Annotated in this window: 31 protein-coding genes and 2 pseudogenes; 3 read left to right on the forward strand and 30 right to left on the reverse strand. The window is 63.2% G+C overall.

The genetic code is table 11. From position 1 onward, the window contains the following. Positions 1-35: 35 nt before the first annotated feature. The 12 genes and pseudogenes from FJQ54_RS10255 to FJQ54_RS17805 form a co-directional block, all read right to left on the reverse strand. Entirely contained in the window at positions 36-485 is a 450-nt protein-coding gene (locus FJQ54_RS10255; RefSeq protein ID WP_140928324.1) for a CopG family transcriptional regulator, read from the reverse strand. Position 486: 1 nt separating this feature from the next. Continuing rightward, positions 487-2,475, reverse strand: coding sequence for a conjugal transfer protein TraG (locus FJQ54_RS10260; protein ID WP_140928325.1), 1,989 nt, complete (start codon positions 2,473-2,475; stop codon positions 487-489). A gap of 118 nt (positions 2,476-2,593) precedes the next feature. Beyond that, positions 2,594-4,333 carry a relaxase/mobilization nuclease domain-containing protein gene (locus tag FJQ54_RS10265; RefSeq protein ID WP_140928326.1) on the reverse strand — a complete coding sequence of 580 codons (1,740 nt, stop codon included), beginning with the start codon at positions 4,331-4,333 and terminating at the stop codon, positions 2,594-2,596. Between the two features lie 244 nt (positions 4,334-4,577). Continuing rightward, positions 4,578-5,327 (reverse strand): lytic transglycosylase domain-containing protein, encoded by a 750-nt coding sequence (locus FJQ54_RS10270; protein WP_140928327.1) that lies wholly within the window; start codon positions 5,325-5,327, stop codon positions 4,578-4,580. Between the two features lie 3 nt (positions 5,328-5,330). After that, complete coding sequence (locus tag FJQ54_RS10275) at positions 5,331-5,666, reverse strand: DUF736 domain-containing protein (protein WP_140928328.1); 336 nt, start codon at positions 5,664-5,666, stop codon at positions 5,331-5,333. Next, a complete protein-coding gene (locus tag FJQ54_RS10280; RefSeq protein WP_235890400.1) occupies positions 5,603-6,271 on the reverse strand; it encodes a S26 family signal peptidase in 669 nt (222 codons plus the stop codon). Before FJQ54_RS10280 ends, FJQ54_RS10275 begins: the two co-directional genes overlap by 64 nt. Then, a complete protein-coding gene (locus FJQ54_RS10285) occupies positions 6,241-6,732 on the reverse strand; it encodes a DUF2840 domain-containing protein (protein WP_140928330.1) in 492 nt (163 codons plus the stop codon). The genes FJQ54_RS10280 and FJQ54_RS10285 overlap by 31 nt, the downstream gene beginning before the upstream one ends. A 227-nt stretch (positions 6,733-6,959) precedes the next feature. After that, positions 6,960-7,793, reverse strand: a pseudogene (locus FJQ54_RS10290) (replication initiator protein A); the annotation flags it as partial. A 13-nt stretch (positions 7,794-7,806) separates the two neighbouring features. After that, a complete protein-coding gene (locus FJQ54_RS10295; RefSeq protein ID WP_140928332.1) occupies positions 7,807-8,097 on the reverse strand; it encodes a helix-turn-helix transcriptional regulator in 291 nt (96 codons plus the stop codon). A gap of 138 nt (positions 8,098-8,235) precedes the next feature. Continuing rightward, on the reverse strand, positions 8,236-8,664 hold the full coding sequence (locus FJQ54_RS10300) for a DUF2285 domain-containing protein (RefSeq protein ID WP_207790404.1): 429 nt from the start codon (positions 8,662-8,664) through the stop codon (positions 8,236-8,238). A 214-nt stretch (positions 8,665-8,878) separates the two neighbouring features. Beyond that, positions 8,879-9,001 (reverse strand): transcriptional regulator domain-containing protein, encoded by a 123-nt coding sequence (locus tag FJQ54_RS18120; protein WP_408006019.1) that lies wholly within the window; start codon positions 8,999-9,001, stop codon positions 8,879-8,881. Between the two features lie 117 nt (positions 9,002-9,118). Continuing rightward, complete coding sequence (locus tag FJQ54_RS17805; protein WP_235890403.1) at positions 9,119-9,640, reverse strand: hypothetical protein; 522 nt, start codon at positions 9,638-9,640, stop codon at positions 9,119-9,121. Here FJQ54_RS17805 and FJQ54_RS10310 point away from each other — a divergent pair. Beyond that, positions 9,539-9,760 carry a helix-turn-helix domain-containing protein gene (locus tag FJQ54_RS10310; protein WP_140928334.1) on the forward strand — a complete coding sequence of 74 codons (222 nt, stop codon included), beginning with the start codon at positions 9,539-9,541 and terminating at the stop codon, positions 9,758-9,760. The genes FJQ54_RS17805 and FJQ54_RS10310 overlap by 102 nt on opposite strands. A 210-nt stretch (positions 9,761-9,970) precedes the next feature. Here the strand turns inward: FJQ54_RS10310 and arsH are convergent, their stop codons facing one another. The 4 genes from arsH to FJQ54_RS10330 are packed head-to-tail and all read right to left on the reverse strand — an operon-like array spanning position 9,971 to position 12,518. Continuing rightward, positions 9,971-10,705: an arsenical resistance protein ArsH gene (arsH, locus tag FJQ54_RS10315; protein ID WP_140928335.1), complete on the reverse strand. Its 735-nt coding sequence runs from the start codon at positions 10,703-10,705 to the stop codon at positions 9,971-9,973. Then, positions 10,702-11,745, reverse strand: a complete 1,044-nt coding sequence (arsB, locus tag FJQ54_RS10320) for an ACR3 family arsenite efflux transporter (RefSeq protein ID WP_140928336.1) — start codon at positions 11,743-11,745, stop codon at positions 10,702-10,704. The genes arsH and arsB overlap by 4 nt, the downstream gene beginning before the upstream one ends. 2 nt (positions 11,746-11,747) lie before the next feature. Then, positions 11,748-12,179, reverse strand: a complete 432-nt coding sequence (gene arsC / locus FJQ54_RS10325) for an arsenate reductase (glutaredoxin) (RefSeq protein WP_140928337.1) — start codon at positions 12,177-12,179, stop codon at positions 11,748-11,750. Positions 12,180-12,188: 9 nt separating this feature from the next. Then, positions 12,189-12,518 carry an ArsR/SmtB family transcription factor gene (locus FJQ54_RS10330; RefSeq protein WP_140928338.1) on the reverse strand — a complete coding sequence of 110 codons (330 nt, stop codon included), beginning with the start codon at positions 12,516-12,518 and terminating at the stop codon, positions 12,189-12,191. A gap of 202 nt (positions 12,519-12,720) precedes the next feature. Between FJQ54_RS10330 and FJQ54_RS17950 the strand changes: the two genes are divergently transcribed. Next, a complete protein-coding gene (locus tag FJQ54_RS17950) occupies positions 12,721-12,843 on the forward strand; it encodes a hypothetical protein (protein WP_268920571.1) in 123 nt (40 codons plus the stop codon). A gap of 135 nt (positions 12,844-12,978) precedes the next feature. On the opposite strand, the gene FJQ54_RS10335 is transcribed toward FJQ54_RS17950, so the two are convergent. The 14 genes from FJQ54_RS10335 to FJQ54_RS17495 all read right to left on the reverse strand — a co-directional run bounded on the left by FJQ54_RS10335 (position 12,979) and on the right by FJQ54_RS17495 (position 26,226). Then, entirely contained in the window at positions 12,979-15,435 is a 2,457-nt protein-coding gene (locus FJQ54_RS10335) for a heavy metal translocating P-type ATPase (protein ID WP_140928339.1), read from the reverse strand. An 85-nt stretch (positions 15,436-15,520) separates the two neighbouring features. Beyond that, positions 15,521-15,670: a hypothetical protein gene (locus FJQ54_RS10340; RefSeq protein WP_181160094.1), complete on the reverse strand. Its 150-nt coding sequence runs from the start codon at positions 15,668-15,670 to the stop codon at positions 15,521-15,523. After that, the gene (locus FJQ54_RS10345; RefSeq protein WP_140928341.1) at positions 15,660-16,283 is read right to left on the reverse strand and encodes a cation transporter; all 624 of its coding nucleotides are present in this window, start codon (positions 16,281-16,283) and stop codon (positions 15,660-15,662) included. The genes FJQ54_RS10340 and FJQ54_RS10345 overlap by 11 nt, the downstream gene beginning before the upstream one ends. Positions 16,284-16,449: 166 nt before the next feature. Next, entirely contained in the window at positions 16,450-16,746 is a 297-nt protein-coding gene (locus tag FJQ54_RS10350; protein ID WP_235890401.1) for a DUF190 domain-containing protein, read from the reverse strand. 8 nt (positions 16,747-16,754) lie between these two features. Continuing rightward, the gene (locus FJQ54_RS10355) at positions 16,755-20,006 is read right to left on the reverse strand and encodes an efflux RND transporter permease subunit (RefSeq protein ID WP_140928343.1); all 3,252 of its coding nucleotides are present in this window, start codon (positions 20,004-20,006) and stop codon (positions 16,755-16,757) included. Between the two features lies 1 nt (position 20,007). Continuing rightward, positions 20,008-21,174: an efflux RND transporter periplasmic adaptor subunit gene (locus tag FJQ54_RS10360; RefSeq protein ID WP_140928344.1), complete on the reverse strand. Its 1,167-nt coding sequence runs from the start codon at positions 21,172-21,174 to the stop codon at positions 20,008-20,010. Then, positions 21,171-22,313, reverse strand: coding sequence for a TolC family protein (locus FJQ54_RS10365; protein ID WP_207790405.1), 1,143 nt, complete (start codon positions 22,311-22,313; stop codon positions 21,171-21,173). Before FJQ54_RS10365 ends, FJQ54_RS10360 begins: the two co-directional genes overlap by 4 nt. A gap of 163 nt (positions 22,314-22,476) precedes the next feature. Further along, positions 22,477-22,908 (reverse strand): DUF2946 family protein, encoded by a 432-nt coding sequence (locus tag FJQ54_RS10370; protein ID WP_140928346.1) that lies wholly within the window; start codon positions 22,906-22,908, stop codon positions 22,477-22,479. Further along, positions 22,908-23,249 (reverse strand): methyltransferase family protein, encoded by a 342-nt coding sequence (locus FJQ54_RS10375; RefSeq protein WP_207790406.1) that lies wholly within the window; start codon positions 23,247-23,249, stop codon positions 22,908-22,910. The genes FJQ54_RS10370 and FJQ54_RS10375 overlap by 1 nt, the downstream gene beginning before the upstream one ends. Positions 23,250-23,368: 119 nt before the next feature. Further along, positions 23,369-24,016: a cation transporter gene (locus tag FJQ54_RS10380; protein WP_140928357.1), complete on the reverse strand. Its 648-nt coding sequence runs from the start codon at positions 24,014-24,016 to the stop codon at positions 23,369-23,371. Between the two features lie 54 nt (positions 24,017-24,070). Further along, positions 24,071-24,490, reverse strand: coding sequence for a MerR family transcriptional regulator (locus tag FJQ54_RS10385; protein ID WP_140928358.1), 420 nt, complete (start codon positions 24,488-24,490; stop codon positions 24,071-24,073). Between the two features lie 176 nt (positions 24,491-24,666). Next, positions 24,667-24,990, reverse strand: coding sequence for a DUF736 domain-containing protein (locus tag FJQ54_RS10390; RefSeq protein WP_140928348.1), 324 nt, complete (start codon positions 24,988-24,990; stop codon positions 24,667-24,669). A 554-nt stretch (positions 24,991-25,544) separates the two neighbouring features. After that, positions 25,545-25,985 (reverse strand): hypothetical protein, encoded by a 441-nt coding sequence (locus FJQ54_RS10395; protein WP_140928349.1) that lies wholly within the window; start codon positions 25,983-25,985, stop codon positions 25,545-25,547. A gap of 85 nt (positions 25,986-26,070) precedes the next feature. Then, the gene (locus tag FJQ54_RS17495) at positions 26,071-26,226 is read right to left on the reverse strand and encodes a hypothetical protein (RefSeq protein WP_181160095.1); all 156 of its coding nucleotides are present in this window, start codon (positions 26,224-26,226) and stop codon (positions 26,071-26,073) included. A 72-nt stretch (positions 26,227-26,298) separates the two neighbouring features. Between FJQ54_RS17495 and FJQ54_RS10400 the strand changes: the two are divergent. Continuing rightward, a pseudogene (locus FJQ54_RS10400) lies at positions 26,299-26,522 on the forward strand (IS110 family transposase); the annotation flags it as partial.

Below are 26,522 nucleotides of genomic sequence, written 5' to 3' on the forward strand. Positions count from 1 at the left end.
AATGACAGGCGATGGCGAATGTGCCGGTTCTGGTATCAGCCTTGCGGGTCGACCGTCGGTCCGCTCGAACCGATATCCTCCGCCAGTTCGCGGGCGAGTCTGGTGGTGCTGGCCATGCGCCGACTGAGCGCGGAAAGGAAGGCATCATAGCGCTGCAGCCCTTTTGCGCGCGCGGCACCTGCATGCGCTTCCGGTGGTGCAGGCGTAGTGGTGAGCCAGAAGCGCACGAACATGGCCATCGTCTCGACGGCTATGGTCTGGTCGCGCTCGATGCGGGCGATCCGCCGGTCAATCTGGTCCAGTCGTTTGGCGACAGCTGCTTCCCGCCGCTCGCCATCGTCGGGGGAGAGAAAGGCGGCAACGGCCGCTTCGGCGATCATCGACAGGGAATGGTCCCTCCGCGCGGCGCGCTCCTCTAGCGCGACAAGGAGGTTTGGTTCCAGATAGACCGACAGCCGGCGTTTGCGGGGCTGTTTGGGGCGCATGCTAGAGGCCACTGTCCGAGCTGGGGTCCATGGAAGCCTGTCGCGCGACCTGCCGCATCTGGTTTTGCAGCCGTACAAATTCCACGTCCGCGTCGGGCTCGCGTGGCGCGCCATCCAGGTCGAATTCATTGGGCTCAATGGGATTCTCGGGGCGAGGGAGCTTTTCGCCTAACTGCATTGCATGCTGCTGTTCTTCGCCTCCAGTGGAGGCCTGCTTCTTCGTGTTCTTTGTCGGCTTTGCGGGAATGATGAATGGTCGTGGCGGGATCGGAAGCTGGTTCCAGGGGTCCGGCACCACCGTTGCCGGTACTTTCGGAACGGGCGGCGCACTGATCCGGCCCTGCAACCGCCTGTCCTCGAAGTAGCGCGCCTTGCTGGCGCGGATCGGTGGTGTGCCGGCCACCATCACGATCTCCTCCGTTGTTGGCAGCTGCATGACCTCTCCCGGTGTCAGCAGCGGTCGGGCGGTCTCGGAGCGCGACACCATCAGATGGCCCAGCCAAGGGCTGAGGCGATGGCCGGCATAGTTTTTCATCGCCCGCATTTCTGTCGCCGTGCCAAGAGCGTCGGACACCCGCTTGGCGGTGCGCTCGTCGTTGGTCGCGAAGCTGACGCGGACGTGACAATTGTCGAGGATCGAGTTGTTGGGCCCATAGGCTTTCTCGATCTGGTTCAGCGACTGGGCGATCAGGAAGGATTTGAGGCCATAGCCCGCCATGAACGCGAGGGCACTTTCGAAGAAGTCGAGCCGTCCAAGCGCCGGAAACTCGTCCAGCATCAACAGCAGGCGATGCCGGTCGGTCCGTCCTCTGAGGTCTTCGGTCAGCCTGCGCCCCACCTGATTGAGCAGCAGCCGGATCAGCGGCTTGGTGCGGTTGATGTCGGACGGTGGTACCACAAGGTAGAGGGTGGTTGGCTGCGGGCCCGTGACCAGATCACCAATCCGCCAGTCACAGCGGCGCGTCACTTCCGCCACCACCGGATCGCGGTAGAGCCCCAGGAAGGACATGGCGGTCGACAAAACGCCCGACATCTCATTTTCGGACTTGTTCAGAAGCTCGCGCGCGGCGCTGGCGATAACAGGGTGCGGGCCGGCGTCTCCCAGATGCGGCGTTTTCATCATGGCTTCGAGCGTCACGGCGATGGTGCGCCGCGGATCGGAGAGGAAGGCGGCGACGCCCGCCAGTGTCTTGTCCTTCTCGGCATAGAGGACATGGAGGATGGCGCCCACCAGCAGCGCGTGGCTGGTCTTTTCCCAATGGTTGCGCTTTTCCAGCGAACCCTCCGGATCAACCAGGATGTCGGCGATGTTCTGGACGTCGCGCACCTCCCAGGCGCCGCGACGGACTTCCAGCAGCGGGTTGTAGGCGGCAGACCCGGGATTGGTAGGATCGAACAGAAGCACGCGACCATGCCGGGCGCGGAAACCTGCCGTCAGCTGCCAGTTCTCGCCCTTGATGTCGTGAACGATGGCCGATCCCGGCCAGGTCAACAGCGTCGGGATAACGAGACCAACACCCTTGCCTGAGCGGGTTGGCGCGAAGCAGAGCACATGTTCGGGGCCATCGTGGCGCAAATAGTCGCCGCCGAGTTTTCCCAGCACCACACCGTCAGCGCCAAGCAGGCGCGCCGCCCGTACCTCGTCCCGGCTCGCCCAGCGGGCGGAGCCATAGGTCTCGACCTTGCGCGCTTCGCGAGCCCGCCACACGGACATGGCGATTGCCACGGCGATCGAGGCGATACCGCCGGACGCCGCGATCAGCCCGCCGGTCACGAAAATATCGGGCGCATAGGCATCGTAGAGATACCACCACCAGAAAAACGCGGGTGGGTAGTAGATCGGCCAGCCGGCCAGTTCGAACCAGGGGGTTCCGAGCCCCTCCTGAAATCCCAGCCTCCAGGCGACATATTGGGTTGCAGTCCACACGCCCGTGAGGATGATCAGGAACACGGCGAGGATCTGGCCCCACAGGATGCGGGTGGCGGACATGGGCAGCCCTTCGGACAGTGGCGACCTTGCAGATCATGGGTTTTCCAGTGGCCGCAACGGTGTTCGGGAGCAGGGCGCGCCGCCGGCTAGGCTATCGTGCAGAACGGACGGGCGAACATCACAGGCCCAGTTCCCGCTTGCGGGCAAAGCTCCAGTCGATCCCGCCACTGTCGCGCATGATGCCCGACACCTCCCGCCCGAGATGCCGCTCTAGCGCCGGTGACCAGGGCACGAGCTGGAAGCCGAACCCGTTGCCGATCATCGAAAAGCGGCCGGATGCCAGCGCAATGCGCCGCTGGTAGCTGCCCGACACATGTTCGCCGGGTTGGGATGGATTGTGCGGAAGACCGGTTTCGCCGGCAATTCGGCCTGCCAGCAGGTCCAACTCACGCTGACGCAGCGTGTCCAGCAACTGGGCGGCGAAGATAATGCGCCGGCCGCGTTGCTCGGCAAGGCCTTCGCCGACCAGATGCAGCGCACGCCGCTCCATTGCTTCGCGCACTTCCGCGCCAAAGCCACCGTCTGACAGTGAGGGTGGATCGCGCGAAATTGACTGGCGGTCGAGCCAGGTGGCACCGATCGCAGTCACCTGCCGGTTGATATCGATGTCCGACCGGACGGCGAGCGCTTTCAGGCGAATGCCACGCGCGTCTTCGAATGCGCGCATTTCGACAATGGCGCCTGGTGCGGCGTCGGAAGTCGCCTCCAGATCGGGCAGACGGATGTGGTGGGTGCGCCCATCAGTCCCATCAACGATGGCATAGGCGCTGCCCTTCAGTTCATCGTCCAGACCGCGCACGACGAGGCGACCGATAACGGGCTGATCGATGCCTTCTGCCGCGAGCACGAAGGACGCACTGCCGCGCTCAATGCCGCGATCCCCCAGCGCCCGGTGCATACGCTTGATGATGTCGCCGCGCTCGCCAAGCTCCCGCAGCGTGGACTCGGCCTGCTCTGCCAATGACCACTGGCCGGCGCCAATCTGGCTGGCGAGACCCAGCGTCTCCAGTTTGCGCAGCCGTCCGACCTTGGCGACGTCCATTGCATCGGGCGTACGGCCGGGAACTGGCGCGACGTCGATGATACCATGACGATCCTGATCCCGCTGCATTTGCCTGTCGAGTTGCGTCCAGCGTTCCACACCGATCTGTCGTTCGATGCTCTGACGAATGTCGAGATCCGTGCGTGGCCCCAGCTCATCGGTGATGATTGCCCGCGCACGGTCCCGCATGCCTTCGCTGATATAGTCTCGCGAAATGACCAGATTTTCACCATCGTCCCGGATGCCCCGAACGATAAGATGCACATGCGGATGCTCGGTGTTCCAGTGGTCTACCGCCGTCCAATCCAGCCGGGTTCCAAGGTCCGTTTCCATTTGGGCAACGAGGTCGCTGGTGAACGACCGGAGGTCGGCCATCTCCAGCGGGTCATCTGGCGACACGATGAAACGGAAATGGTGCCGGTCGCCCTGACAGCGTTCGGCGAAGTCCGTTGCTTCGATTTCCTGACCGGCCGAACCAAAGAGCCCCGCTTCTGCTCCATCACGTGTGACGCCGTCGCGCTGAAGATAATCAAGGTGGCTTCCAAGCTGTGCGGCCTTCCCGCGGTTGCGCACAAGGCGGGCCTTGATGACGGCACCACGGGAACGGGCATTGATCTGCTGACGGGCCGCAATCGTTGCCGCCTGGCCCTTGCCAAAGCGGGATCGGCGTCCACGCACGATTTGCCCGGAGCGGTTGACGCGTCCGCCAGCCTTTTCAACGCCTGCCAAAAGTTGCGAGATGAATGGTCTGGCCTGCTGGGTACGCGTGGAGCGGATGCGCCCTGGCCGGATACGAAATTCCTTGTCGTCAGTCATCGCTTCGGCACGCACATTGCGGCATCTATCTGAACTTGCATGATTATCGATGATGTCGCGATGTGCGCTCCATATGCCGCACCTCGCGAAACTGGCCTATAAACAATTGAGATCCCACGACCGTCGGCGGCGACACCTCGCCACCCTTTATCCTGCCATCGAAAACCTGTTCTGGCCCACTTCCACAGTTTCAGGGCACATCGCACGCAGCGGTATCCGAACCCGCGCATTATGCCGATTGGGGTCATGGCCTGGAATCCGGGCGGGATCGGGCAACGAAAATGCCTCCGGTCGGCGTTGCGGGTGTCGTTTCGTGAGCGAGTGAACTGGAGGCCAGCAACCCTTTCCGAAGGTCTGCCCTCAGCTCAAATGCCGGACCGACATTATCATCGGCCAGCGCCTTTTTTGCGGTCGGTTGGGTCTGATGTGACGCGGCGAAAATGGCCGATCGTGTCCACGCATGTGGATCGATCGCAGCCACTTTTCCGGCAATTCCGGACTTACCAACGTCAAGCGATGACGCCAGTCTCGCCACATAGACGCGCGTTTCTGTTGGCAATGGGCGGCCCCGCAGATGCTGTTCATAACGACCCGGACCAGCATTATAGGCTGCCAGAAATCCCGGCGATCCGTAGCGATCATGCAACTCCCGCAGGTAAGCCGTCCCCGCCATGATGTTATCCGGTGGATGAAAGGGATCGTTTCCAAGGGCGTATCGAATGCGAAGCTCGGCCCAGGTGGCGGGCATCAACTGCATCAAACCCATCGCGCCCTTGACGGATATCGCGTGCGGATTTCCGGCGCTTTCGGCGCGCATCACGCCACGAATCCAGCTCTCGGGAATGCCAAATCTGCGAGACGCTTCTGCTATCGCGGAGGCCACCGCGGCACTGTTCAACGTCGCGCTGACCGGCCGCGCATTGGCAATCCCACCGACAAATGACGCACAGCACAGCAGCAAACCAATGCGGGAAAACGTGCCAATGCGGGACATGGTTCAGCGCTTTCCCCCAGCCCTGTCGGCGCGGTTCCAGTGCAGGGACCAGAACGCACCATCAGCATTGTCCCGAAACAGATTGGCGCGAATCGGCTGTGGCAAAAGCGGATCATCGATGATGATCGCGACATAATCTCCGGCCCGTTCACCCTTCCGTTTCCAGCCGGCGCCGATCTCCGGGCCATCCGTATCGCCCGCGTGCACACGATAGTCGGGCGCATTCTCGCTGTTCTGAACTTCGGCGATATCGAGGGTGATCTCCCTGGCCAGCATCAGGGTATCAATGCGCCCGGCAAAGCCATTCTCGCAGCGCTGGAACGTGCCGATCTGTGACATTTCAGGTCTCCTTCTCTTGTGATGGAAGTGCTTGAAGGCGGGCGTTTCTGCTGCTGGCCGGCCGCGACTGGGCGCGAACGCTCGAACAGCGGGAAGGCGCGTCCGATTACGGCAGTGGCGGCCGTGGGGCCGAGATAGCGGCCGTCCAGACTGTTCGGGACGGCGGGGTTCATGAGGAAGAGCTGGCCGGATTGAAGGGTATGGCATCCCTGCCATACGGGCAGCAGGCGTCCGCTCCGGTCGTGCGAAAGCGCGCTGCCACGATAGTTGCTTTCGATGATGACCCGCATACCGAAGCGGCAAACCTGCTGGCCCGGAACCGCCACCACATGTTTGAGAAGTGGCGTGCGGGGACCGACATATTGGCGTTCGCCCATAAAGCGGGCGATGGGTTGGGAAGGCCTGATCAACACAAGGTCGCCGATCTGTGGCGCATCGGCTTTGCTGATCCGGTAGAAGCCGACAGGCACACTGGCCGACGCGTTCCATACCAGTTTCACCGGCACAGTAATCAGCGTGGTGGCAGCGACAGCAAGCGTCGCAAACCATGTCAGGCGTGCATATCCGAGCCGGGTCATCGCTCGATTTCCCGCCGCTTCAGCCAAGCCGCATGCCGCATCTTCGTGTAAGCGCGAGGGGCGATTTTTGCGCTCAGGCAGTGGTGCACATGGCGCCAGTGATCTGGGGATACCGCGCAAGCGTCGATGTCGGCAGACTCGATATCATCAATGTGCTGGAGCACGCTCTGCACCTTGGGCCAGCCGTCCATGGACAGGAGCAACTCGCCGCCTGGCCGCACATTGGGGACAGTCTGAAACGCTTCTCCAGCGCCAACCGCACGCAGGATATCAATCCGGGACAGGATGGTGCCATAGTCGTTGGCTGCCCACTGGATGAAGGCAAACACACTCCCGGGACGGAAGGCAATGGTACGCCGTCTGCGATCCCGGATGTCGTCGCGAACCGGGCGGCCGAAGCGGATCCAGTGCTGGACCCGCTTCTCGATCCACACCAGATCGACCTGCGTCAGCGTTTCCGGGCGCGGATAGCCGGGGACATGGCTCATGGCCGCTGCCCTTTCCCGGCAAACAGATCGCCAGATCGAATCTTCGGCGACTTATCCCCAGCGACTCTATCGCAATCTTCTATGTTAGATTCTGGGTTAGAGTCGTTAGGCGCCCGAATTCTGCTGGTACGGGAATGGGTTGAGCCTGATTCCGGTTCCCGATAGCACGACAATCGGGTTCCCGACGGCACGATAGTGCGGGTTCCCGATAGCACGATACCGTCCGGAAATTGTCCACAGGTGGCCGGCTGGAAGGCCAGCAGCACGCGGCCGCTGCGCTCTATCTCAATGCTGAGCGTATAGCCGGGCAATGGCTGGCGGCGGATGATATCCCGCAGTTCGAACGCGAACCGCTTGAAGGGCGCAAGGCTGCCAGACTTCAGGTGCAGATGCCGGAAATCAAATCGCCAACCGTTGCCCTGCCGCCCACCATGCTTGCGCACCAGGCGATAGAGCCAGCGGTCGAGACCGCCCGTCAGATCAAAATAGCCGCGATCGATCGTGAGGATGAGCGCATCGTTCAGCACGCCGGCATAAAACCAGTCGGGTAGGATCAGTTCGATTCCTGCTGGCCGACCGTCGCGCCTTGTGCGTTCCTGCCACTCATTTATCCAGGAAAAGCGGTGGCGCCGGCCTTCGGCAGGCTGGCGAATTGTCGTGGAAACCGTGGTCGATTGCAGGCGGTCGAGCGCTGCCTTCAGCCGCTGATAGTCCCGTGCCGACGTGCCGCGGCCCGTGAAGGTCAGGATGTCATAGGGGGTCGTTGCCATCAGGCGCGAGGTGGATTCCCCGAGATCGCGGGCCTCCACAATCTGGCTGGCGGCCCATATCAAAATATCGGCATCCCAGATCGTCGCCATGCCATGGTCCGGCACCGCCTCAACCCGAATCGACACGCCCCCAGCCTCAAAGTTGATCGGCACAACACGGTGCGATTTGCTGAGCGAGAAGAACGGATAGGCCATCAAATCCTGGGCATCGCGGGCCGCGATCTTTCCGGGCAGCGCCCGGAACAGTTCCAGCTGGCGACGTTCCGCTGGAAGGTGTTCCTGATTACCCATCACAGGTTCTCGATCAACGCGCCGGGAAGGGGCGATTGTGCGCCGCCATTGATGGCAGGCCGGCATGGCGGCGGGCAGGCAATACGGAGCCTCGGGGGTCTGAAGTGGATGTGACAGCGCCGCGGTTCACCCAAGTCTCCAGATCGTCGAGCGCGTAGACCACCCGGCCGCCAAGCTTGTGATAAGCTGGCCCAGTTCCATAGGTCCGGTGCTTCTCCAGCGTCCTGGCGGACAGGCTCAGAAAATGCGCCGCCTCTTTGGTCCGAAGGTAGCGTGGCGGGAGTGGTGCGGAATCGGCGGGCATGGTCTGGTCTCCGGCTGCTTCTGAAGGCCGCCGATCACGGGCGGTGGGCAGCGACGACCATGGCGCACTGGAAACGGTGAGAAGGTGTGCGGAGGTAGGGGGTGCTGAGTTCGCACACCGCGCGCGGGCAGCGACAAGCTAGGGCCGGATGCGATGACGAAGCAGTTTCCGATAGCCGCCCGAGATCATTGCCCTGGCATCCCGCAGCAGGGCCATGACCGCGAAACGGGCGGAGGATTCCTGCCAGTTGTGACGATCCTGCTTGGCGATGCGCAGCAAATTGCGCGCAATATCCTGCTGGCTTGCGCCCTGTGCCCGGGCATCCGATGCACGCAACATTTTGGCAGCCCGCGTTCGCTGCTGCCCAGACATCCGCGTGTCGGGTGGAATGGCTCGCGCGTGCAGCAGAGCAAGAAGGCGATGAAGCGCCGCCAAGCGGCCAAAGCCATCGATCGATAGCGGGACGATGGCGACCAGTTTGCTATCCTTCTGGCCATCCATTTGCAGCACGTTCAATGCGTCGTCAGCGCCAATCGGAAGCCGGATATTGAGCCCGAGTTCATCCACCTGGCCCTTGGGGGATGCAATTGCTGGTTGACCTGCCTCCTCGCCAAAGAGCGGCGGTGCCTGCTGAAGGATGACACTGCCGGTATCGAGCAGCGGCGACCAGAAGACCGCAACGTCAGGGGGATGCAGCGCCGGATCGACCGGGAAATCGCAACCCCCAGTGCTGGCAGAGTTCCTCTGCTAGCGGTGCGGCGTGTCCTGAACTGGCGAATGCCTAGTAGTCGCGGATGTAGTCCGGGTTTCGTCGCAGGAATTCCCAAGCGATGTCTGATGGGGATAGCCGTTCGATACGGCGATATGCGTCAGCCGAGCGCCAGCGCGAATCCTCTCCAGTCATCGAATCCTCCTGGTCCGTTAACCATGCAAAGTCTTCTGGATGTGAGGGATTATCAGGCGGGCCGGAAGCTGCAAAAGCTGCGGGACGTGATGCCCGGAGCGCATCACGGGGCTGCTTTCAGCTACCAGACACCAGTCCGCGATAGCCTTTTTCACTAATCCATCGGGCGCGGGCCAGGTGGGCCTCATAGACATGTCTGCTTCGCTCCGGATCAATGGTGGGATCAGCTTCAAAGATTTCCCGCACGCCCTGCTGCCAATCACCGCCGCACTGCGCAAAATCCAGCAACTGCAGATAGAGCGTCAAATGCGCATGGTCATAAGCTGTTATCGCCTCCGCGGCGGGTGGCTCATCGAGTGTGACAGGGCTGGATTCGACCATGGCGACATCCTTGTTCCAACCTGACAGCTTTGTTGACTGTTTTGAGGCACTTTCCAAGCCAAAACCTTGCCTTGGGGTAGCAATTCCGAAACAGGCAAAGCCGATACACATTATAGTTGATAAACTCATAGTGTGTAAGCCGCGATCTGATGGCGCATGGATATGCGCAAACTGGTCGGCCAAAACTTCGCCCGCATCAGGCACGAAAAAGGCCTGACACAAGAGGATGTTGAGGCTCGCTCCGGCTTCAGCCAGCAATATATCAGCAGCCTGGAGCGCGGCAGGCGAAATCCAACAATCATCACGTTGTACGAGTTGGCATGCGCGCTGGGTGTCTCCCTACTTGATCTTGTTAAACCGGCTGCTGACAGATCGTAGCCCATTTTGATATTTTTTTGGCTCGTACCGCCAAGTCTTTCTAGCCTCTCTCAGAATTTCGGTGTTCGCCGACATTGCGGATTTGCGCAGCAAAGTGGAACCTGACGAAAGCAGTTAGTCGTCCTCGACAAACATCCGCGTAAGGAGTTTCCGACTGTGGAACGCTCCCGATTGGGCTCTGACAGGCGAAGCTGTTGCCGCCATCATGTGTTACGCCAGCCCGGCCTGCTCCACCGGCGTATCCACCGGCGCATTGCGGTCCTTGCGCTCGGAATAGCGGTCTACCATCTGCTCGGCATGCGGGCGCAGAAGCACGGTGAACCGCACCAGCTCCTCCATCACGTCGACGATGCGGTCGTAATAGCTTGAGGGTTTCATCCGCCCATTGTCGTCAAACTCGGCATAGGCTTTCGCAATGCTCGATTGATTGGGGATCGTCACCATCCGCATCCATCGCCCAAGGATGCGCAAGGTGTTGACGCTGTTGAAAGATTGCGAGCCGGCGCAAACCTGCATTACGGCAAGCGTTCTGCCCTGCGTCGGGCGGACGCCCTTCATCGCCAGCGGCAAATGGTCGATCTGCGCCTTCATCACCCCGGTGATCTGCCCATGCCGCTCCGGGCTGCACCACACCTGCCCTTCGGACCAGATGGAGTGCTCGCGCAGTTCGTGCACCGCTGGATGGTCGTCGTAGGGCAGAAGGTCTGGTGGCGGCAGGTCTGCGGGATCAAAGATTCGCGTTTCGCAGCCGAACAGCTGCAGCAGGCGCGCGGCTTCTTCCACGGCAAGGCGCGAGAAGGCCCGCTCCCTGAGCGAGCCGTAGAGCAGCAGGATGCGCGGTGGCGGCGTCATTGCGCCAAGACCGAGGGCTGGGACGCGGTCGAGATATTCCGGCCTTAGAGCCGGCAGATGCAAAGGGTCGGGCAAGGTGCGCAGGCGGTTCATTGCGGCGCGCTTTCCGGAAACCAGAGACGCCCAAGCCGAAGCGCCACGCTCACCAGCAGGATCAGCACGGGCACTTCCACCAGCGGGCCGATGACGGCGGCGAACGCCACCGGGGAGGCCAGCCCGAAGGCGGCTATGGCGACGGCAATCGCCAGCTCGAAATTGTTGCCTGCTGCGGTGAACGCAACCGCCGTCGTGCGCGGATAATCCGCCGCGATCAGCTTCCCCATCCAGAAGCTGATCAGGAACTGCACCACGAAGTAGATGACCAGCGGAATGGCGATGCGGATGGCGTCGCCCGGCAGGGTCAGGATATCGCTACCCTTCAGGCTGAACATCGCGAAGATCGTGAACAGCAGCGCCAGCAGGGTGACCGGGCCGATCTTCGGCAGGAAAGCCCCTTCAAACCAGTCGTTGCCCCTGGCGGAGATCAGCACGCGTCTCGTCAGGAACCCGGCGGCAAAGGGGATGCCGAGATACACCAGCACCGCTTGCGCAATCGTCCAGAAGCTCACGTCGATCACGCTGCCCTGCAGGCCCAGCAGCGGCGGCAGGAAGGCCAGGAAAAACCAGGCATAGGCGCTGAAGAACAGGATCTGGAACACGGAATTGAAGGCCACCAGCGCGGCGACATACTGGTTGTCGCCCCGCGCCAGATGGTTCCACACGATCACCATCGCGATGCAGCGGGCGAGCCCGATCAGGATCAGCCCGGTCATATACTCGGGCTCGTCACGCAGGAAGATCACCGCCAGCGCGAACATCAGCACCGGCCCGATGATCCAGTTCTGCACCAGAGAGATCGCCAGGATGCGCTTGTCCTTGAAGACCAGCGGCAGTTCCTCATAGCGAACGCGGGCGAGTGGCGGATACATCATCAGGATCAGTCCCACGGCGATTGGGATATTTGTGGTGCCGATGCTGAACCCTTCGATCAGCGGCGGCAGCGCGGGCACCAGCCGGCCAAGTGCCACCCCCGCCGCCATGGCGAGGAAGATCCAAAGTGTCAGATAGCGATCGAGGAACGAAAGGCGGTTCATTGTCAGCCGTTCACGCGCTTGCCGTCAGCGTCGATCACCTGCTCGCCATCTTCCTTGGTGAAGGCGCCGCGCTGGGGGCTTGGCAGCAAGTCCAGGACCTCTTCCGACGGGCGGCAGAGCTTCACGCCCAGCGGCGAAACCACCAGCGGCCGGTTGATGAGGGCCGGGTGTGCGGCCATGGCATCCAGCAATTCAGCGTCGGTAAGCTCCGCGTTGGGAAGGCCAAGCTCCGCGTACGGCGTTCCCTTTTCGCGCAGCAATGCGCGAGGCGTGAGGCCGGCGCGTGCAACCAGACTCTCCAGCATGGCGCGCGATGGCGGTGTTTGCAGATACTCGATCACATGCGGCTCGATGCCGGCATTGCGAATGAGCGCCAGCGTGTTGCGCGAGGTGCCGCAGGCTGGATTGTGGTAGATGACTATGTCGATGGGCATGGCAGGCTTTCAGCAGCAAGCGAGTTCTGTGAGCAGCGGGCCGCATAGCTCGGGATTTCCACCGCAACAGTCCTTCACTAGGAACAGCATCAGGGCGCGCAGGCCGTTCAGATCGGCGCGATACTGGATGACCCGGCTGTGTCGCTCTGAGGTGGCCAGCCCCGCGCGCGCCAGAATTGCGATGTGAGTGGAAAGGGTATTGGCCGGCACATCGAGCTGGCGTGCGATCTCGCCTGCGGGCAAGCCGACTGGTTCATGGCGGACGAGGAGGCGAAAGGTCTCCAGCCGCGTCTGCTGTGACAGGGCGGCCAAGCCGTTGAGTGCATCTCCCAAATCCATAATTCGAGAAATATAGAATTAATGACCGGCTACAAGCCTGAATCTCCCAGAAAAGTTTCAAAGCTCCGTCCCGACGGCATGCGGTGCCAAATTGCCGCCATGCTTCATGGAGATGCGAGCGGAGTTTCTGGGATGGCCTTCAGGTACGCCGCCGTCAGAAGACGGGTGCGGCGGGAAATCTGCTGAGGACAGGAAATACTTGATGACAGACGGCTGGGACGCCTCCGCGAAAGCCTGGATTGAAACGATGGGCACCGACGGCGACTGGGGCCGCCGCTACACCCGGGTGCCCAACTTCCTCGTCATGGAATGGTGCAAGGATTGATCACCCGGCTTGGCCCACACCTGAAGAAAGTATCGACAATGCTCGGTAGAAGTCGGATGGCAGCCGCTGGGCTCTAGCGTGGGATCGAAACTCCAGCTTCATCACACAGTCTTTAAGCTCGGGCGCACTTGCGGGCTATTCGCGATAGGCGAGCAGCCTCAACGCGTTAAACACCACCAGCAGCGTCGACCCTTCATGGAGCGCAACAGCCGGACCGATGCCAAGCCCCATGATGGTAGCTGGCACAAGCAGTGCGACGACGCCCAGGCTAACAAACAGATTCTGCCGGATGATGGAGCGTGTGCGCCTGCTGAGGCCCACCGCGAATGGCAGGTTGGAAAGGTCATCCGCCATCAGCGCAACATCGGCAGTTTCCAGCGCCACGTCAGACCCGGCTGCTCCCATGGCTATCCCGACCGTCGCATTGGCCATGGCGGGCGCGTCGTTCACGCCATCACCCACCATAGCAACCTGGCCTTCGGCACGCAGCTTGCGGATGGCCTCCACCTTGTCCTCGGGCATGAGGTCGCCCCAGGCTTCATCGAGCCCGACATCCCGGGCGATATTTTCGGCAACTTTCTGATGGTCCCCCGAAATCATGATCATGCGGCGGATACCGATCTGGCGCAGTCGCTCCAGAGCAGCTTGCGCCTCTGGCCTTGGCGTGTCCATCAGCCCGATAGCGCCCAGGTCGCGGTCGCCCCGGCGCACGACCATGCTGGTCTGGCCCGCTTCCCTCAATTGGGCGATTGCCGCCTGCATCGCATCGGAAAGAGGTGCGATATCGCCGGCGCCGAACATCTCTGCCTTGCCGATCAGCACCAGTTCGCCATCAAGTCTCGCGGACACACCTTGTCCTGTGTGGCTCTTCAGGTCGCTCGCCCCAGGAACTTTCGTTGTGGTCAGCCGCTCCCGCCCGTCGCGTGCTATCGCGCGCGCCAGCGGATGGTCGGACAACGTCTCTACAGCGACTGCAACGGCCAGCAGGTCCTGCTCGTCGACATCCGGAGCCGTGATGACGCTGCGAATGCGCGGCTCGCCGACCGTTAGTGTGCCCGTCTTGTCAAAGGCAATGGCATCCAGTGACCCTAGCAGTTCGAGAGGGGCGCCTCCCTTCATCAGCACACCGCCGCGCGCCGCGCGGGCGACACCGGAAAGCACGGCGCTGGGCGTGGCGATGGCAAGCGCACAGGGGCTGGCAGCCACCAGAACCGCCATGGCGCGGTAGAAGCTGTCCCGGAATGGCTCGTCCACAACCACCCAGGCGAACAGCAATAGCACTGCAAGGCCGAGCACCAGTGGCACGAACACCCGCTCGAAGCGATCGGTGAACCGCTGCGTGGGCGAGCGGCGGGTTTCAGCCTCGCTGACGAGGCGGACGACCTTGGCCAGCGTCGTCTCACCGGCGCGGCGGGTCACCTCGATCTCGATGGCACCGGCCCCGTTGATCGTCCCGGCAAATACCCTGCTTTCAGCCGCCACCAAATCCGGCTTCGCGCGCGCTGCAGCCGCTTCTCCAACCGGGCGCTTGTCGACGGGCATGCTTTCGCCCGTCACCGGAGCCTGGTTGATGGCCGTTGTTCCGACGACAATGAATCCATCAGCCGCGAGCCGCTCATTGGGTCGAACTACCACGATGTCGCCCGGTTCGAGCTCGGCCACTGGAACCTCCGCCAGCGCGCCATCGCGGCGGACGGTTGAAGTCTCCGGTGCAAGCTCGGCAAGTGCCTCGATTGCAGACCGGGCCTTGCCCATGGCATAATGTTCCAGCGCATGGCCGATGCTGAACAGGAACAGCAGCAGCGCGCCTTCCGCCCAGGCGCCGAGTGCCGCGGCGCCGGCAGCTGCCACCAGCATCAGCGTATCGATCTCGAAGCGTTTCAGGCGGACGTTGTCGATCGCCTCGCGCAAAGTGAAAAAGCCGCCGAAGAAATAGGCGCCGATGTAGCAGGCGAGCGGCAGCCAGCCGGGCGCTGCGGCCACCAGCTTTTCGATGGCGAAACCCGCCACCAGCAGCCCGCCACAGACCAGCGCAAAGATCAGTTCACTGCTTGCGCCGAACGGTCCGCCGCCCTCGTGGGAATGGCCATGCTCGCCGGGGGCATGATCGTGGCCAGCATGGTCGTCGTCGGCGTCCGGTGACAGCGATGCGGTGGGGCCTACACCAAGCCTTTTCAGCTCGGCGCGAATTGCCGGTTCAGAGCCTGTCGCACGATCATATTCGACGCTCAGAACGCCGGCGCCATTGGCATTTGCTTCCAGCACCCCGGGAAGCTGGCGCAGACTCTCTGCAATGGTGCGGGCCCTGCGCGGGTGGAGCGGGCCGCCCATCTGCCACAAAATATGTCCGAATTTCTGCGTGATTTCGGCGCCAGCGGCTTCGGCCAGCTCGCGAATTCGCGACAAGGGGAGAATATCCGGGTCGTAGTGGATGCAGAGCAGCGCCGGACCTTCAGAAGGCGGAGCGACATGCGCATCCGTGACGCCCTGCTGCCCCTTCAGCTCGGCAACAAGCCGCTGCACGCAGGCGTCGGCTGCGTCTGTTACCTCTGGCAGCACAAGCGGGATTTCAATCTTCAGCTTTTCGGCCATTCTCGGTCTCCTATTCCGCCGGCACGAGGCCAGGATCGAAATCACTGACATCACCCTCCGGCTTCTGGCGGCCCAGCATCACCTTCTAGATGGCCGGCAGCACGAGCAGCGTCAGTACAGTGGCGACGACCAGCTCGATGACGAAGGTGGCAGTGAGACCAAGTGCCGAGGACAGCCGCTGGGCATTGGGCGCGTTGCAATCATCGTGCACCCCAGCCGAATGATCATTTGCCATCGGCAATGCTTCTTTCGCGCCCAGCTTTCGCTTCAGCATTCGCATCGCGGAAGATTTCGACGCCTCCCTTGATGGCGATTGCTGCAATCGCCACGCCGACCACAAGATCCGGCCAAGCCGCGCCTGTCCAGAGCACAGCCCCGCCTGCCACCAACACGCCAGCATTGGAAATGAAGTCGTTGGCGCTGAATGTCGTAGCCGCGCGCGTGGCGACATCGGCCTTGCGCAGCCGTTGAAGTAAGCGAAGGCAGATCCAGTTCACGACCGCCGCGCCGAGCGCCATCAGCATCATCGTCAGGCCAACGGGCTCTGACCCGCTGACAAAGCCTCGGACGGCTTCGAGCAGGATCCCGGCTGCGAAGATGAGCAGCAGGACGCCAGAAACTCGGGCTGCTCCCCGTTTCCACGCCGGCGGACGCGTAAGCGCCAGAAGGCTGATGACATAGACGATCGCGTCCGAAGCATTGTCGATGCCGTTGGCAATCAGCGCGGTTGACTGCGCCACGAGACCGGTCGAGACAAAGGCCAGCGCAAGTCCGGCGTTCAGCATAAGAACGATCCACAGGGTTCGCCGCTGCGCCGCTGTTGCGATCTCGACAGCTTCCTCGCTCATGCCCGTAAGCCTCTCGGTTTGCTGGCCTGGTCATTGTGCGAACCGAGTGGCTGGATCCGCTTATCCGCCGAGCAGCTGTAGAAGCTGTAGGCGCGTCCGCTCAGCCAAGTCTCGCCCAAAAATTGTTTGGTCATGCGGATGCCGCTCCTCCAGCTGCGCCTTTGGTTCATGACAGGACCTCAACGGTTTCCAGCGTGATGAGGCCAGCTTCGGGCAAGTCTGTCAGCGTCTCCACGAAGGCGCGAACGCGCGCCTCCGTGTCGACGATCTCGATGACCATCGATTGGTCGTTCTCCAGCACATGTCGCCTGTGGACGTGACTGCTTCTGCCAAATCCCACCATGGCCCTGAGCACTGTGGCTCCGGCCAGATGGGCATCGCGGGCTCTGGTGGCGATAACCGCATAGAGCTTGTGGTCGCCGAAATAGGCCGCCTCATCGGTGTAGATGCGCAGCAGTTTCATGGATTCCGTTATATCCAGCTTCTATCCGCAGGCACGAGGTCGGGGCCGAAATCACCGGCGCCCTCCACCGGCTTCTCACGGCTCAGCATCACTTTCGAGATGGCCGGGAGCACCAGCAGCGTCAGGATGGTCGCGACAACCAGCCCGCCGATCACCACCGTGGCGAGCGGCTTCTGCACCTCGGCGCCGGTGCCGGTGGCGAGTGCCATGGGCACGAAACCGATGGCAGGCACCAGGCCTGTCATCAGCACCGGTCGCACCTTTTCCATCATTCCGTCGATGATGGCGCGGCTGACCTCCATGCCATCATCGATCCGCTGGCCGATGGCCGTCATCACGATCAGGCTGTTGAGCACCGCGACGCCCGACAGGCAGATGAACCCGACAGCCGCCGACACCGAGAAGGCGATACCGGTGAGCGCCAGCGTGAACACGCCGCCCGCGACACCGAGCGGAACCGCGGTGAAAACAGCCAGCGCACGGCGGACATTGCCGAGAGCCATGTAGAGCAGCCCGAAGATGATGCCGAACACGATCGGCACCACGATCGACAGCCGCTGGTTCGCCGCCTGCAGGTTCTGGAACTGGCCGCCCCACTCGATATGGGCGCCGGCCGGGAGCGGCACCGCCTCGACCCTGGGCATGGCATCCGCCACGAACGAGCCGACGTCGCGGCCGCGCACATTGGCCTGGATCACCACGCGGCGACTGCCGTTCTCACGGCTGATCTGGTTCAGCCCCTCGCTGAAGCGGAACTGCGCAACAGCGCCGAGCGGGATGGAAGCCCGATGCCCACTGCTTTCCTCTGGCAGCATCACTGGCGTTGCCGCAAGCGCGTCGAGATCGGCACGAGCCTCGTTCGGCATGCGCACCACCACGTCGAACCGCCGGTCGCCTTCGAACACCAGGCCGGACTCACGACCTGCCAATGCAGTAGCGACGGTGTCTGCCACTTCCTCCACCGTAAGGCCGAAGCGGGCGATGGCGGCCCGATCAAAGCGCACATCCAGGGTCGGAGAACCGGCTGTCTGTTCGGCTCGCACATCGGCCGCGCCGGGTGTGGCGTTGAGAGCCGCCGCAATCTGGCTGGCGGTTGCGCTCAGCCGCTCCAGATCGTCACCATAGAGCTTGATTGCCACGTCCCCACGCACGCCCCCGATCAGTTCGTTGAAGCGGAGCTGGATCGGCTGGCTGATTTCAAAGCCCTGGCCAACCTGACTGTTGGCCTTCGCCTCGACCCGCTCGATCACATCCGTCTTGCTGCTGACGCCTTCGGGCCATTCGTCCTTTGGTTTCAGGATCACGATACTATCGGACATATTGGGTGGCATCGGGTCGGTCGCGACTTCGGCGGTGCCCGTTTTCGAGAACATCAGCTTGACTTCGGGCAGGCTGGAAATAGCCCTCTCCACGCCCTTCTGCATGGCGAGCGATTGTTCCAGCGACGTCGATGGCACGCGCTGTGAGGCAACCGCCATGTCGCGCTCGTCGAGCGTTGGCATAAACTCCTGCCCGAGTGTGGTGAACAGCAGGCCGGCGGCTGCGAACACCGCAAAGCCGCCCGCAATGAACGGCCAGGGGTTGGCGACCGAGCGCTCCAGCAGCGGCGCATAGCGCTGCTTCAGCCAGACGATGCCGCGCACCTCCTTTTCGGAGACTTCGCCCCGCACCAGCAGTGCCACCAGCGCCGGCACCAGCGTGATCGACAGCAGGAAGGCTGCGACCAGCGCCAGCATGATGGTGATGGCCATGGGCGAGAAGGTCTTGCCCTCCACACCGCTGAACAGCAGCAGCGGCACGAAGACGAGGAGGATGATCGCCTGCCCGAAAACCGTGGGCTTGATCATTTCCTGCGCGCCCAGCGTGGTTTCCTCCAGTCGCTCCTGCAGCGACAGCAGGCGCCCTTCGTGGTGCTGCCGTTCGGCAAGTCGTCTGAGGCAGTTCTCCAGGATGACGACCGAGCCGTCAACGATCAGGCCGAAATCCAGCGCGCCAAGGCTCATCAGGTTTCCCGGCACGTCAAAGGCATTCATGCCTGTCGCCATCATCAGGAACGACATCGGGATCACCAGGACGGCGATGAAGGCCGCGCGGAAATTCCCCAGCAGCAGGAACAGCGCCACCGCCGTCAGGATGGCACCCTCGATCAGGTTCTTCTGCACGGTGCCAATGGTGGCGCTCACCAGTTTCGAGCGATCCAGCACGGTCTCCACCTTGATGCCCGGCGGCAGCGAGCGCTTTACCGTCTCCAGCTTTTCGGAGACATCGCCGGCCACGATCCGGCTGTTCTCGCCGATCAGCATCAGCGTGGTGCCGATGACGACCTCATGGCCATTCATGCTTGCAGCACCGGTGCGCAGATCGCCGCCGATGCGCACGGTCGCCACGTCGCGCACGGCGACGGGAACGCCGCCGCGCGTTGCAATCACCGCCTCCTCGATCTCGGCGAGGTTGCGGATGCGGGCGTCGGCGCGAACCAGGAAGGCCTCGCCGCCGCGGTTGAAGTAGTTTGCGCCCACCGCCAGATTGGCAGCTTCCAGCGCCTTCCCCAGTTCACTGAAGGAGACTCCATAGGCGATCAGCCTGGCGGGGTCCGGCTCCACAACATATTGCTTCTCGAAACCGCCGATCGAGTCGATGCCGGCCACGCCGCGCACGCTGCGCAGCTGCGGGCGGATGATCCAGTCCTGCACCGTGCGCAGATAGGCGGCACGCGAAACCTCGTCCGTCAGCCGGTCGCCTTCGGGCGTCAAGTAGCTGCCGTCCGCTTGCCAGCCGGCCTTGCCATCGGCCTTGGGCGCACCCTTGCCGTCGGGGTGGGTGAAATCGACCGTATACATCAGCACTTCGCCGAGGCCCGTGGTGACGGGGCCGATCTGCGGCTGCACGCCTTCGGGCAGGCTGTCACGCGCCTGCCCCAGCCGTTCGCTTACCTGCTGGCGGGCGAAATAGAGGTCGGTCTGCTCGCTGAACACGGCGGTCACCTGGCTGAAGCCGTTGCGCGAGATGGAGCGCGTGCTTTCCAGCCCCGGAATGCCCGCCAGCGCGGTCTCGACCGGGAATGTAACGCGCTTTTCCATGTCTACGGGTGAGAGCCCCGGATCGACAGTGTTGATCTGCACCTGCTTGTTGGTGATGTCGGGCACGGCGTCGATCGGCAGCTTCAGAAGCTGCCAGAAACCAAATACCGCGACGATCAGGAAGAGGGCGACAATCGCCCAGCGGTTGCGGACCGACAGGCCCATGAGGTTGCCCATCATGTCAGTCGTCCTCGCCTTCACCCTTGGCCATATCGGCCTTCAAGACAAACGCATTGGTGGTCGCGATCGACGCGCCGGGCGCCAGACCTGAGACGACCTCTATCCGGCCTGCGCTGCGGGCGCCGGTAATGACGGTGACTGGCTTGAACCCGTCGGCCGTGCGGACGAACACCAAGCTTCGCCCTTCGAGCGATTGCACGGCATCTTCTGGCACCACAATCGCCGTCGAATTGCCGGTTCTGGCCGGGAAAATGCGGGCGCGCAGCGTCTGGCCGAGCCGTAGATTGCCGCCGGATGGCACCAGCACGGCAGTCGCGGCACGGGTTTCGCTGTCGAGCGCGGAGGTGACCGAGCGCACACGCGCCTCGATAGTCCTGCCATCGGCTAGTTCGAGCACCGCCCGATCCCCGGCGGCGATGCGCCCTGCGTCGCTGCCCTTTACGGACGCCTCCACCTGGATGCGGCGCGGGTCGGCGATGCGGAACAGCTCGGTCTCGGGCTGCACGAAGGATCCTAGCGTCGCTGGAACCGCGGTGATCTGGCCCGCAATCGGGCTGGTCACAACAACTGCGCGGCCGTCTGCGGAAACGCCCGCCGCCCCCGCCGCCGCCATGGCGCGGCGCGCCTCGGCCTCGGCAACGGCAGCTTCGGACTGCGCCAGCTCATAATCGGCTCGTGCCGTGACCTTCTGCTCAAAGAGTGTGCGTTCGCGCTTCAGGGTCTGCTGCGCAAGCGACGCGCGGGCCGCGGCAGAGCTGCGTTCGGCGGCAATCTGGGCGGCCTCGCGACTTTCCACGACCGCAAGCACCTGTCCTGGCCGAACGACATCGCCCAGTTGCGCTGAAATGCGCGTGACGGTCCCTGCTGCACGAGCGGTCAGCACCGCCTGTCCGCTGGTGGGAGCGGTTACGACCGCAGGCGCCAGCAACTCCGCCGCCAGCCCTCCGGCCTGCACCCGGGAAACGATGATACCGGCGCCACGGATCACCTCGGGCGATAGAACAAGGGCATCGCCGGCATGTTCGCCGCCCGCCTCTTCTTCATGTTCCTCTGTTGGTGCAGCGACCTGCGCGGGCAGTTGCCCGAAGGTCGCGATCGCGTATCCGCCGGCGCCTGCCAGCAACAGCGCGAGTGCCGCGCCCGCAATCTGGGGTCGGGTCAAGGTCATTGTGCATCTCCAAAAGGATAGAGGCCGGCGGCACGGTCGCGCTCGGCGCTGGCAAGTTCGGCATCGCGGGCGGCCGACAGCCGCGCGCGGCGGGCTTCGGCATAGCCCCGCTGGGCCATCAGCAGGTCGGAATAGGGAAATCGGCCCGCCGCATAGCCAAGACGCGCAATACGCAGCGCCTCGGCGGCACCGGGCACCACGACGCGGTCGTAGGTCTGGAAGCTGGCCCAGGCCCCGCGAACGCGCGCTTCCGCCGCGACGAGCCGGGCATTTGCCTGCCGTTCCAGTCGGCTTGCAGCGGCTTGCGCGCCCCGCACTTCGGCCGACGCCGCTGCAATGTTGCCGCCGTTCCGGTTGAACAGCGGGAAGGGGATGGAGACACCCGCCACCATCGCGGTGGCATCGTCCGAGGCCAGTCGCCGGGCGCCAAGGCTGAAGCGGACGTCCGGCACGGCCTGCGACTTGGCCTCCCGCAGCCGCGCCCGCGAAAGATCGACCTGCACTTGGGCGGCCGTCATGTCCGGCCCGGCCGCCAACTTCTGCCCGGATGTTTCGAGCTTCTGGGCGGGGGCAAGCGGCGGCACCTCGAAGTCCGCCCTATCCCGCCCGATCAGGGCAGCCAGCCGCTCCCTCGCCCCGAGGCGCTCGGCTGATGCCAGTTCAACCGCAGCTTCGGCCTGCGCACGCTCGGCCGCAGCGGTGACCTGCCGCAGCGGCGGCTCGCGCCCGGCCCGCACCAGCTTGCCGACCGCTTCGTCCAGCTCGCGCGCGATGGCTGCATCCTCTGCTGCCAGCAAGGCTTCCGCCTCGGCTTCCGCCGCCAGCGTGTGCGCCTCGCGCACCGCCAGATCGAGATCGAGCAGCGCCATCCCGGCCTCTGCTTCAGCCATCGCCACTCCGGCCATGGCCGCACCAACGCGCGCCGAGCGCTTGCCGCCCAGCTCGACCGGCAGCGCCAAGGAGCCGGTGGTTTCCGCCGACCGGGTGCCGGAATAGTCGCGTGAACCGGCGAAATTCTCGACCGAGATGTCGAGCTCTGGATTGGGGCGGAGTTTCGCCTGGGCGAGACGCCCCTGCTCGGCTTCGATCCGCGCGGACGTTTCAACACCAAGGGGCGACCGTAGCCGCGCCTCCCGCACAGCATCGGCGAGTGTCAGCGGGGATTGGGCGGCAATTGCCGTGGCAGGAAGCCACAGACAGGCAAAATATACGACGCAACGGCGTCGCCATAAAACAAGCATGAAAAGCCTCGTTGCAGGACAGCAGGAGCTGAACCCCGGCAAAGCCGGGGCGCGGCGGCCGTCAGGCTCGAGGCGGCTGAATCAGGACTGGTTCCGGTGCCTGCACAAGGCCGGTCGGCTGCCACTCCACCCAAGAATGGCGCGATGGCAGGTGCGCTGCGAGTGTCTCGACGTCGCTGCTCAATCCATTCGGGCCGTGATGGTGCAGGCAACAGGCAATGCAATGTTCGCCATCGGGCAGAGGTGTCTTCTGCCCTTTCGCGTCGGCCTTCGACACGCATCCATCCGCGTCGACACTGGAGACCGACATGGCGATCTGCGCCGCATCGAGGCCGGCTTCATACGCCCCTGCTACAGCCGTTGGCGCAAGCGATGCAGCCGCCAGCACCATCATCACGATGGCCAGACGGCGTACATTCATCAGCAGGGATCGGACAGATCGCACAACGGCGCTAATGCCGGATTGCGCCGCAATGGGCAACCGGCGCGGCATTACAGCCACCGGCGCACCTTCAGGCGATAGGCATCATAGGGCGCACCAAACTGACCGGAGAGGTAGAGTTCTTCCCGGGAGATCACGAAGCGGTCCACCACGAGGACCACCACAGGAAACAGCAAAAGCGTTCCCAGGCTGTCGAACCCGACCGCCAGAGCGAAGAGAAGGAACGCCATACCGAGATACATCGGGTTGCGCGTCAGCCGATACACCCCGCCTGTCGCCAATGCCGTAGTCGGTCTCCACGGCTCGGCAGGCGTTCCAGCCCGCCCAAACCGGCCAAGCGCCGTCGCGATCAGGGCAGCCCCACACATCCCCAACGCCAGCCCGATGCCCATCCGAACGCCCATCGGCAACCCGACAGGAGGCAGTGCCAGAAGCCGGTCGGCTAGCAAACCCGCCCCAAGCCCACCAAGATACAGAAGGGGCGGCGGCGCTATCACGCCAGCAGTCCGGCTCATGCGCGGCGGAGCTTTTCTGCCGGAAGCGCAAGTTCAGAAAGCGCATGCCGGATGATCTGGCTTCCGCCCCATATGCCAAGACCAGCCAGGATCGCGGCGACCACGATATCGGGCCATTGGCTGCCGGTTCCGAACACGCCGAAGGCGGCCGCGACCACCGCGATGTTGCCGATCGCGTCATTGCGCGAACAGATCCACACCGAGCGCATGTTCGAATCCCCGTCGCGAAACCGGTAGAGCATCAGCGCTACGCCGACATTGGCGGCGAGCGCCAGAAGACCGATGACACCCATGGTGAAGGCCTGTGGCTGTGTGCCCTCAAATGCGCGTTGGATCGCCGTTACGGCGACCCATCCGCCGAACCCCAGCAGCACGATGCCTTTTGCAAGCGCCGCCCGTGCCCGCCACACCAGTGCCATCCCCGCGACCAGCAGCGCGATCGCATAATTGGCGGAGTCTCCCAGGAAATCGAGCGCGTCAGCTCTCAGTGCAACCGAGCCCGCCATCTGGCCGCCCACCACTTCGATCAGGAACATCGCAAAATTGACCGCGAGCGCAATCCACAGCGCGCGCCGCCACGCCGGAGACGCCGGCGCCGTTCGCGCCGTCGTTCCACATCCATCATTGCAGCAGCCACCAGCCATCAATCGCTCCGAATCGCCAATGACAGCCTTTTGCACCCTGAAGCCGCTATAGGGTCAAGGGCTCGGATGCTCCGCCGTGCAGCGGCTGTGATCGCCCAATATCTCCAGCACGCGGCAATCGGCCGCTCGACCGCCTCGGCAATCGCCGACCATGCGCGACAGCTCCGCCCGCAATAGTTCCAGTTGCTCGATCTTCGCATTGACGGCGACCAGATGCCCCGTGGCAATCCGATCCGCTTCTCCGCAGTCCCGTTCCGGCTGGTCGGAGAGGTCGAGCAAGGAGCGCACCTCAGGAACGTCAAATCCGAGCCCTCGCGCATGCCGAATGAAGTTCAGGCGTTTCAGGTCGCGATCGGAATAGGCGCGGTAGTTGCCGTCCGTTCGTGCCGGCTTTGCCAGTAGCCCGATCCGCTCATAGTAGCGGATTGTCTCGACGGTCGTGCCGGTTGCACGTGCAAGATCGCCAATACGCAGATCTCGGTCCAGATCGGACAATTTGTGTATCTCCTGGTTTGTGCGCGTGGCTTATTTGCTCATAGGTTACCGTAAACCAATCAATGAAGTAACTAACCTGTAGACAGGGCCAAATAGCATGGCAGATCTGAAGGGGCTGTCCCCGCCCGGTTACCCGGGCGGGGTGCTGTTCCCGTCTAGTCGCCGTTGCGGCGGGTTGGGCGGGACCAGATGAGGCTGTAGGTTTCGCCTTCCTCGTCGTCGAACAGGTTGGCGTAGATGGGGTTGGTGAAGCTAGGGTCGTCAAGCTTCAGGCCGAGATAGTCGCGGCCCTCGTTGGAGCGCTTGGACCATGCGGCGCCGATTTCGGCGCGGCCCACCAGAACCCGGTGGCTGGGGGCGTTTTCGCCGGTGGCGCGGGTGTCGGAAACGATCCGCACGCCTTTGGCCTGAACGCTGAGGGTGACGATTTCGCCGGTGAACTCTTCGCCGGACTTTTTGAAGGTGCCGATGGTGGCCATGATGAGGTTCCTGTCTTTTCCCTCGAGCCCGCACCATTGCGGCCTCGATGGCGTATCGTCCGGTCGGAGACGCCTGCCGGCGCACCCGAAGGGCCTGGACAGCGCAGGAGGGAATTTCTTGTTTCCGCGAGGAATGGCGGCGGAGACGGCAGGGGAAGAAAGTCGTGACGGAACTGTTGCGCCTTAGGCAGGCGAGGCGAAGCCGGTCTTCGGCCAGATCACGCCCTGAGAGAGGCTGTATGGAGTGGGCGGGGAATGACAGGTTGAACGCAGGCCACCCGTTGTCTTCCTTGTCCGGTGGAAGAGATATCCCGGAAATAGAGACCTGTGCTCCGGTAAGATGTGGATGGTGCCGAGCTGCGCTGCAGCCCGTTAAGCTTCCCTGACATGGCTTTTGGGCATCCCGACATGAGGCTCGGAGGATCAGGTTCCAATGATGTCGCATATGTCAGGCATGTTCCGCTGACCCGCTTCAAACAATGCTTTCCACCCGGATTGACGACGGATGGCGAGGCCATTGCCAATCTCTGTCCACCCTCGCCTGAACCGGCAAGTTAGCCATGTGGCGGATTCCCGCCGGGTTGCCGGGCGGCGGAAAGTTGCGTCACGCGGACGAACGCTGTGCCGCCCACCGCGATTGCACCGATTATGGAAAACGCCAGCTGCCAGGCTTCAGATGGTGCTGTGTGCCGCACGATTCCATGGGTCGCATAATAACCCGAGATGGCCGCCGGCGCGACGAACAGCATCGCGACCGCAAGTCTGGCCATCGGGTGCCGTGCGCTGGTAAGGAGCATGTTGCCTGCGACCAACGTAACTGCCGCTGCAAGAGCGCCGATGAGGATTGCCCCCGGCCAGCCAGCACCAGTTTGGTAGGCAAACACGCCAGCCGTCACGCCTATGAACAGCGGCAATGCATAGATGGCCAGTGTGAACAGCAGCCAGCACAGCATCAGGATGGCGGTGATCGCCAGCAGGATGGGAAGGATGGTCATGGCTTGCGCCTCCGGTGAACAACGCCAACGATTGCGCCATCCACCTCCACCCAGGCGCGGTCGCCAGCATAGCAGATGGGGGCGCTCATGTCGCCCTCCAGACCGGGATACCCAGCTTGCGGGCCTTGTCGGCAAGGTTGTCCTGGATGCCTGTGCCGGGGAAGATGATGACTCCGATGGGCATGGCGTCCAGCATCTGGTCGTTGCGGCGGAACGGAGCCGCCTTGGTGTGTTTGGACACCGCGTAATTGATTTAGCCACCCTCCTGGATGGTACGAAGTCGCGTTGACGCTTCAATGCAGGAGGGTGACCGATGTCGATCTTTGCTGGTTTGGATGTGAGCGACAAGAGCACGCATATCTGTGTGGTCGATGCCGAGGGTGGTGTGCTCCGGCGAGATGTGGTGGCGAGCGATCCCGAAGCGTTGGCCAGCTGGCTAAACCGTCATTGTCCCGACTTGGTGCGGGTGGTTCTGGAGACCGGCCCTCTGTCGACGTTTCTGTATCATGGTCTGGTCGAGCGGGGCATCCCGGTCGA

This window comes from Sandaracinobacter neustonicus (assembly GCF_006385875.1).
GTDB classification, from domain to species: domain Bacteria; phylum Pseudomonadota; class Alphaproteobacteria; order Sphingomonadales; family Sphingomonadaceae; genus Sandaracinobacteroides; species Sandaracinobacteroides neustonicus.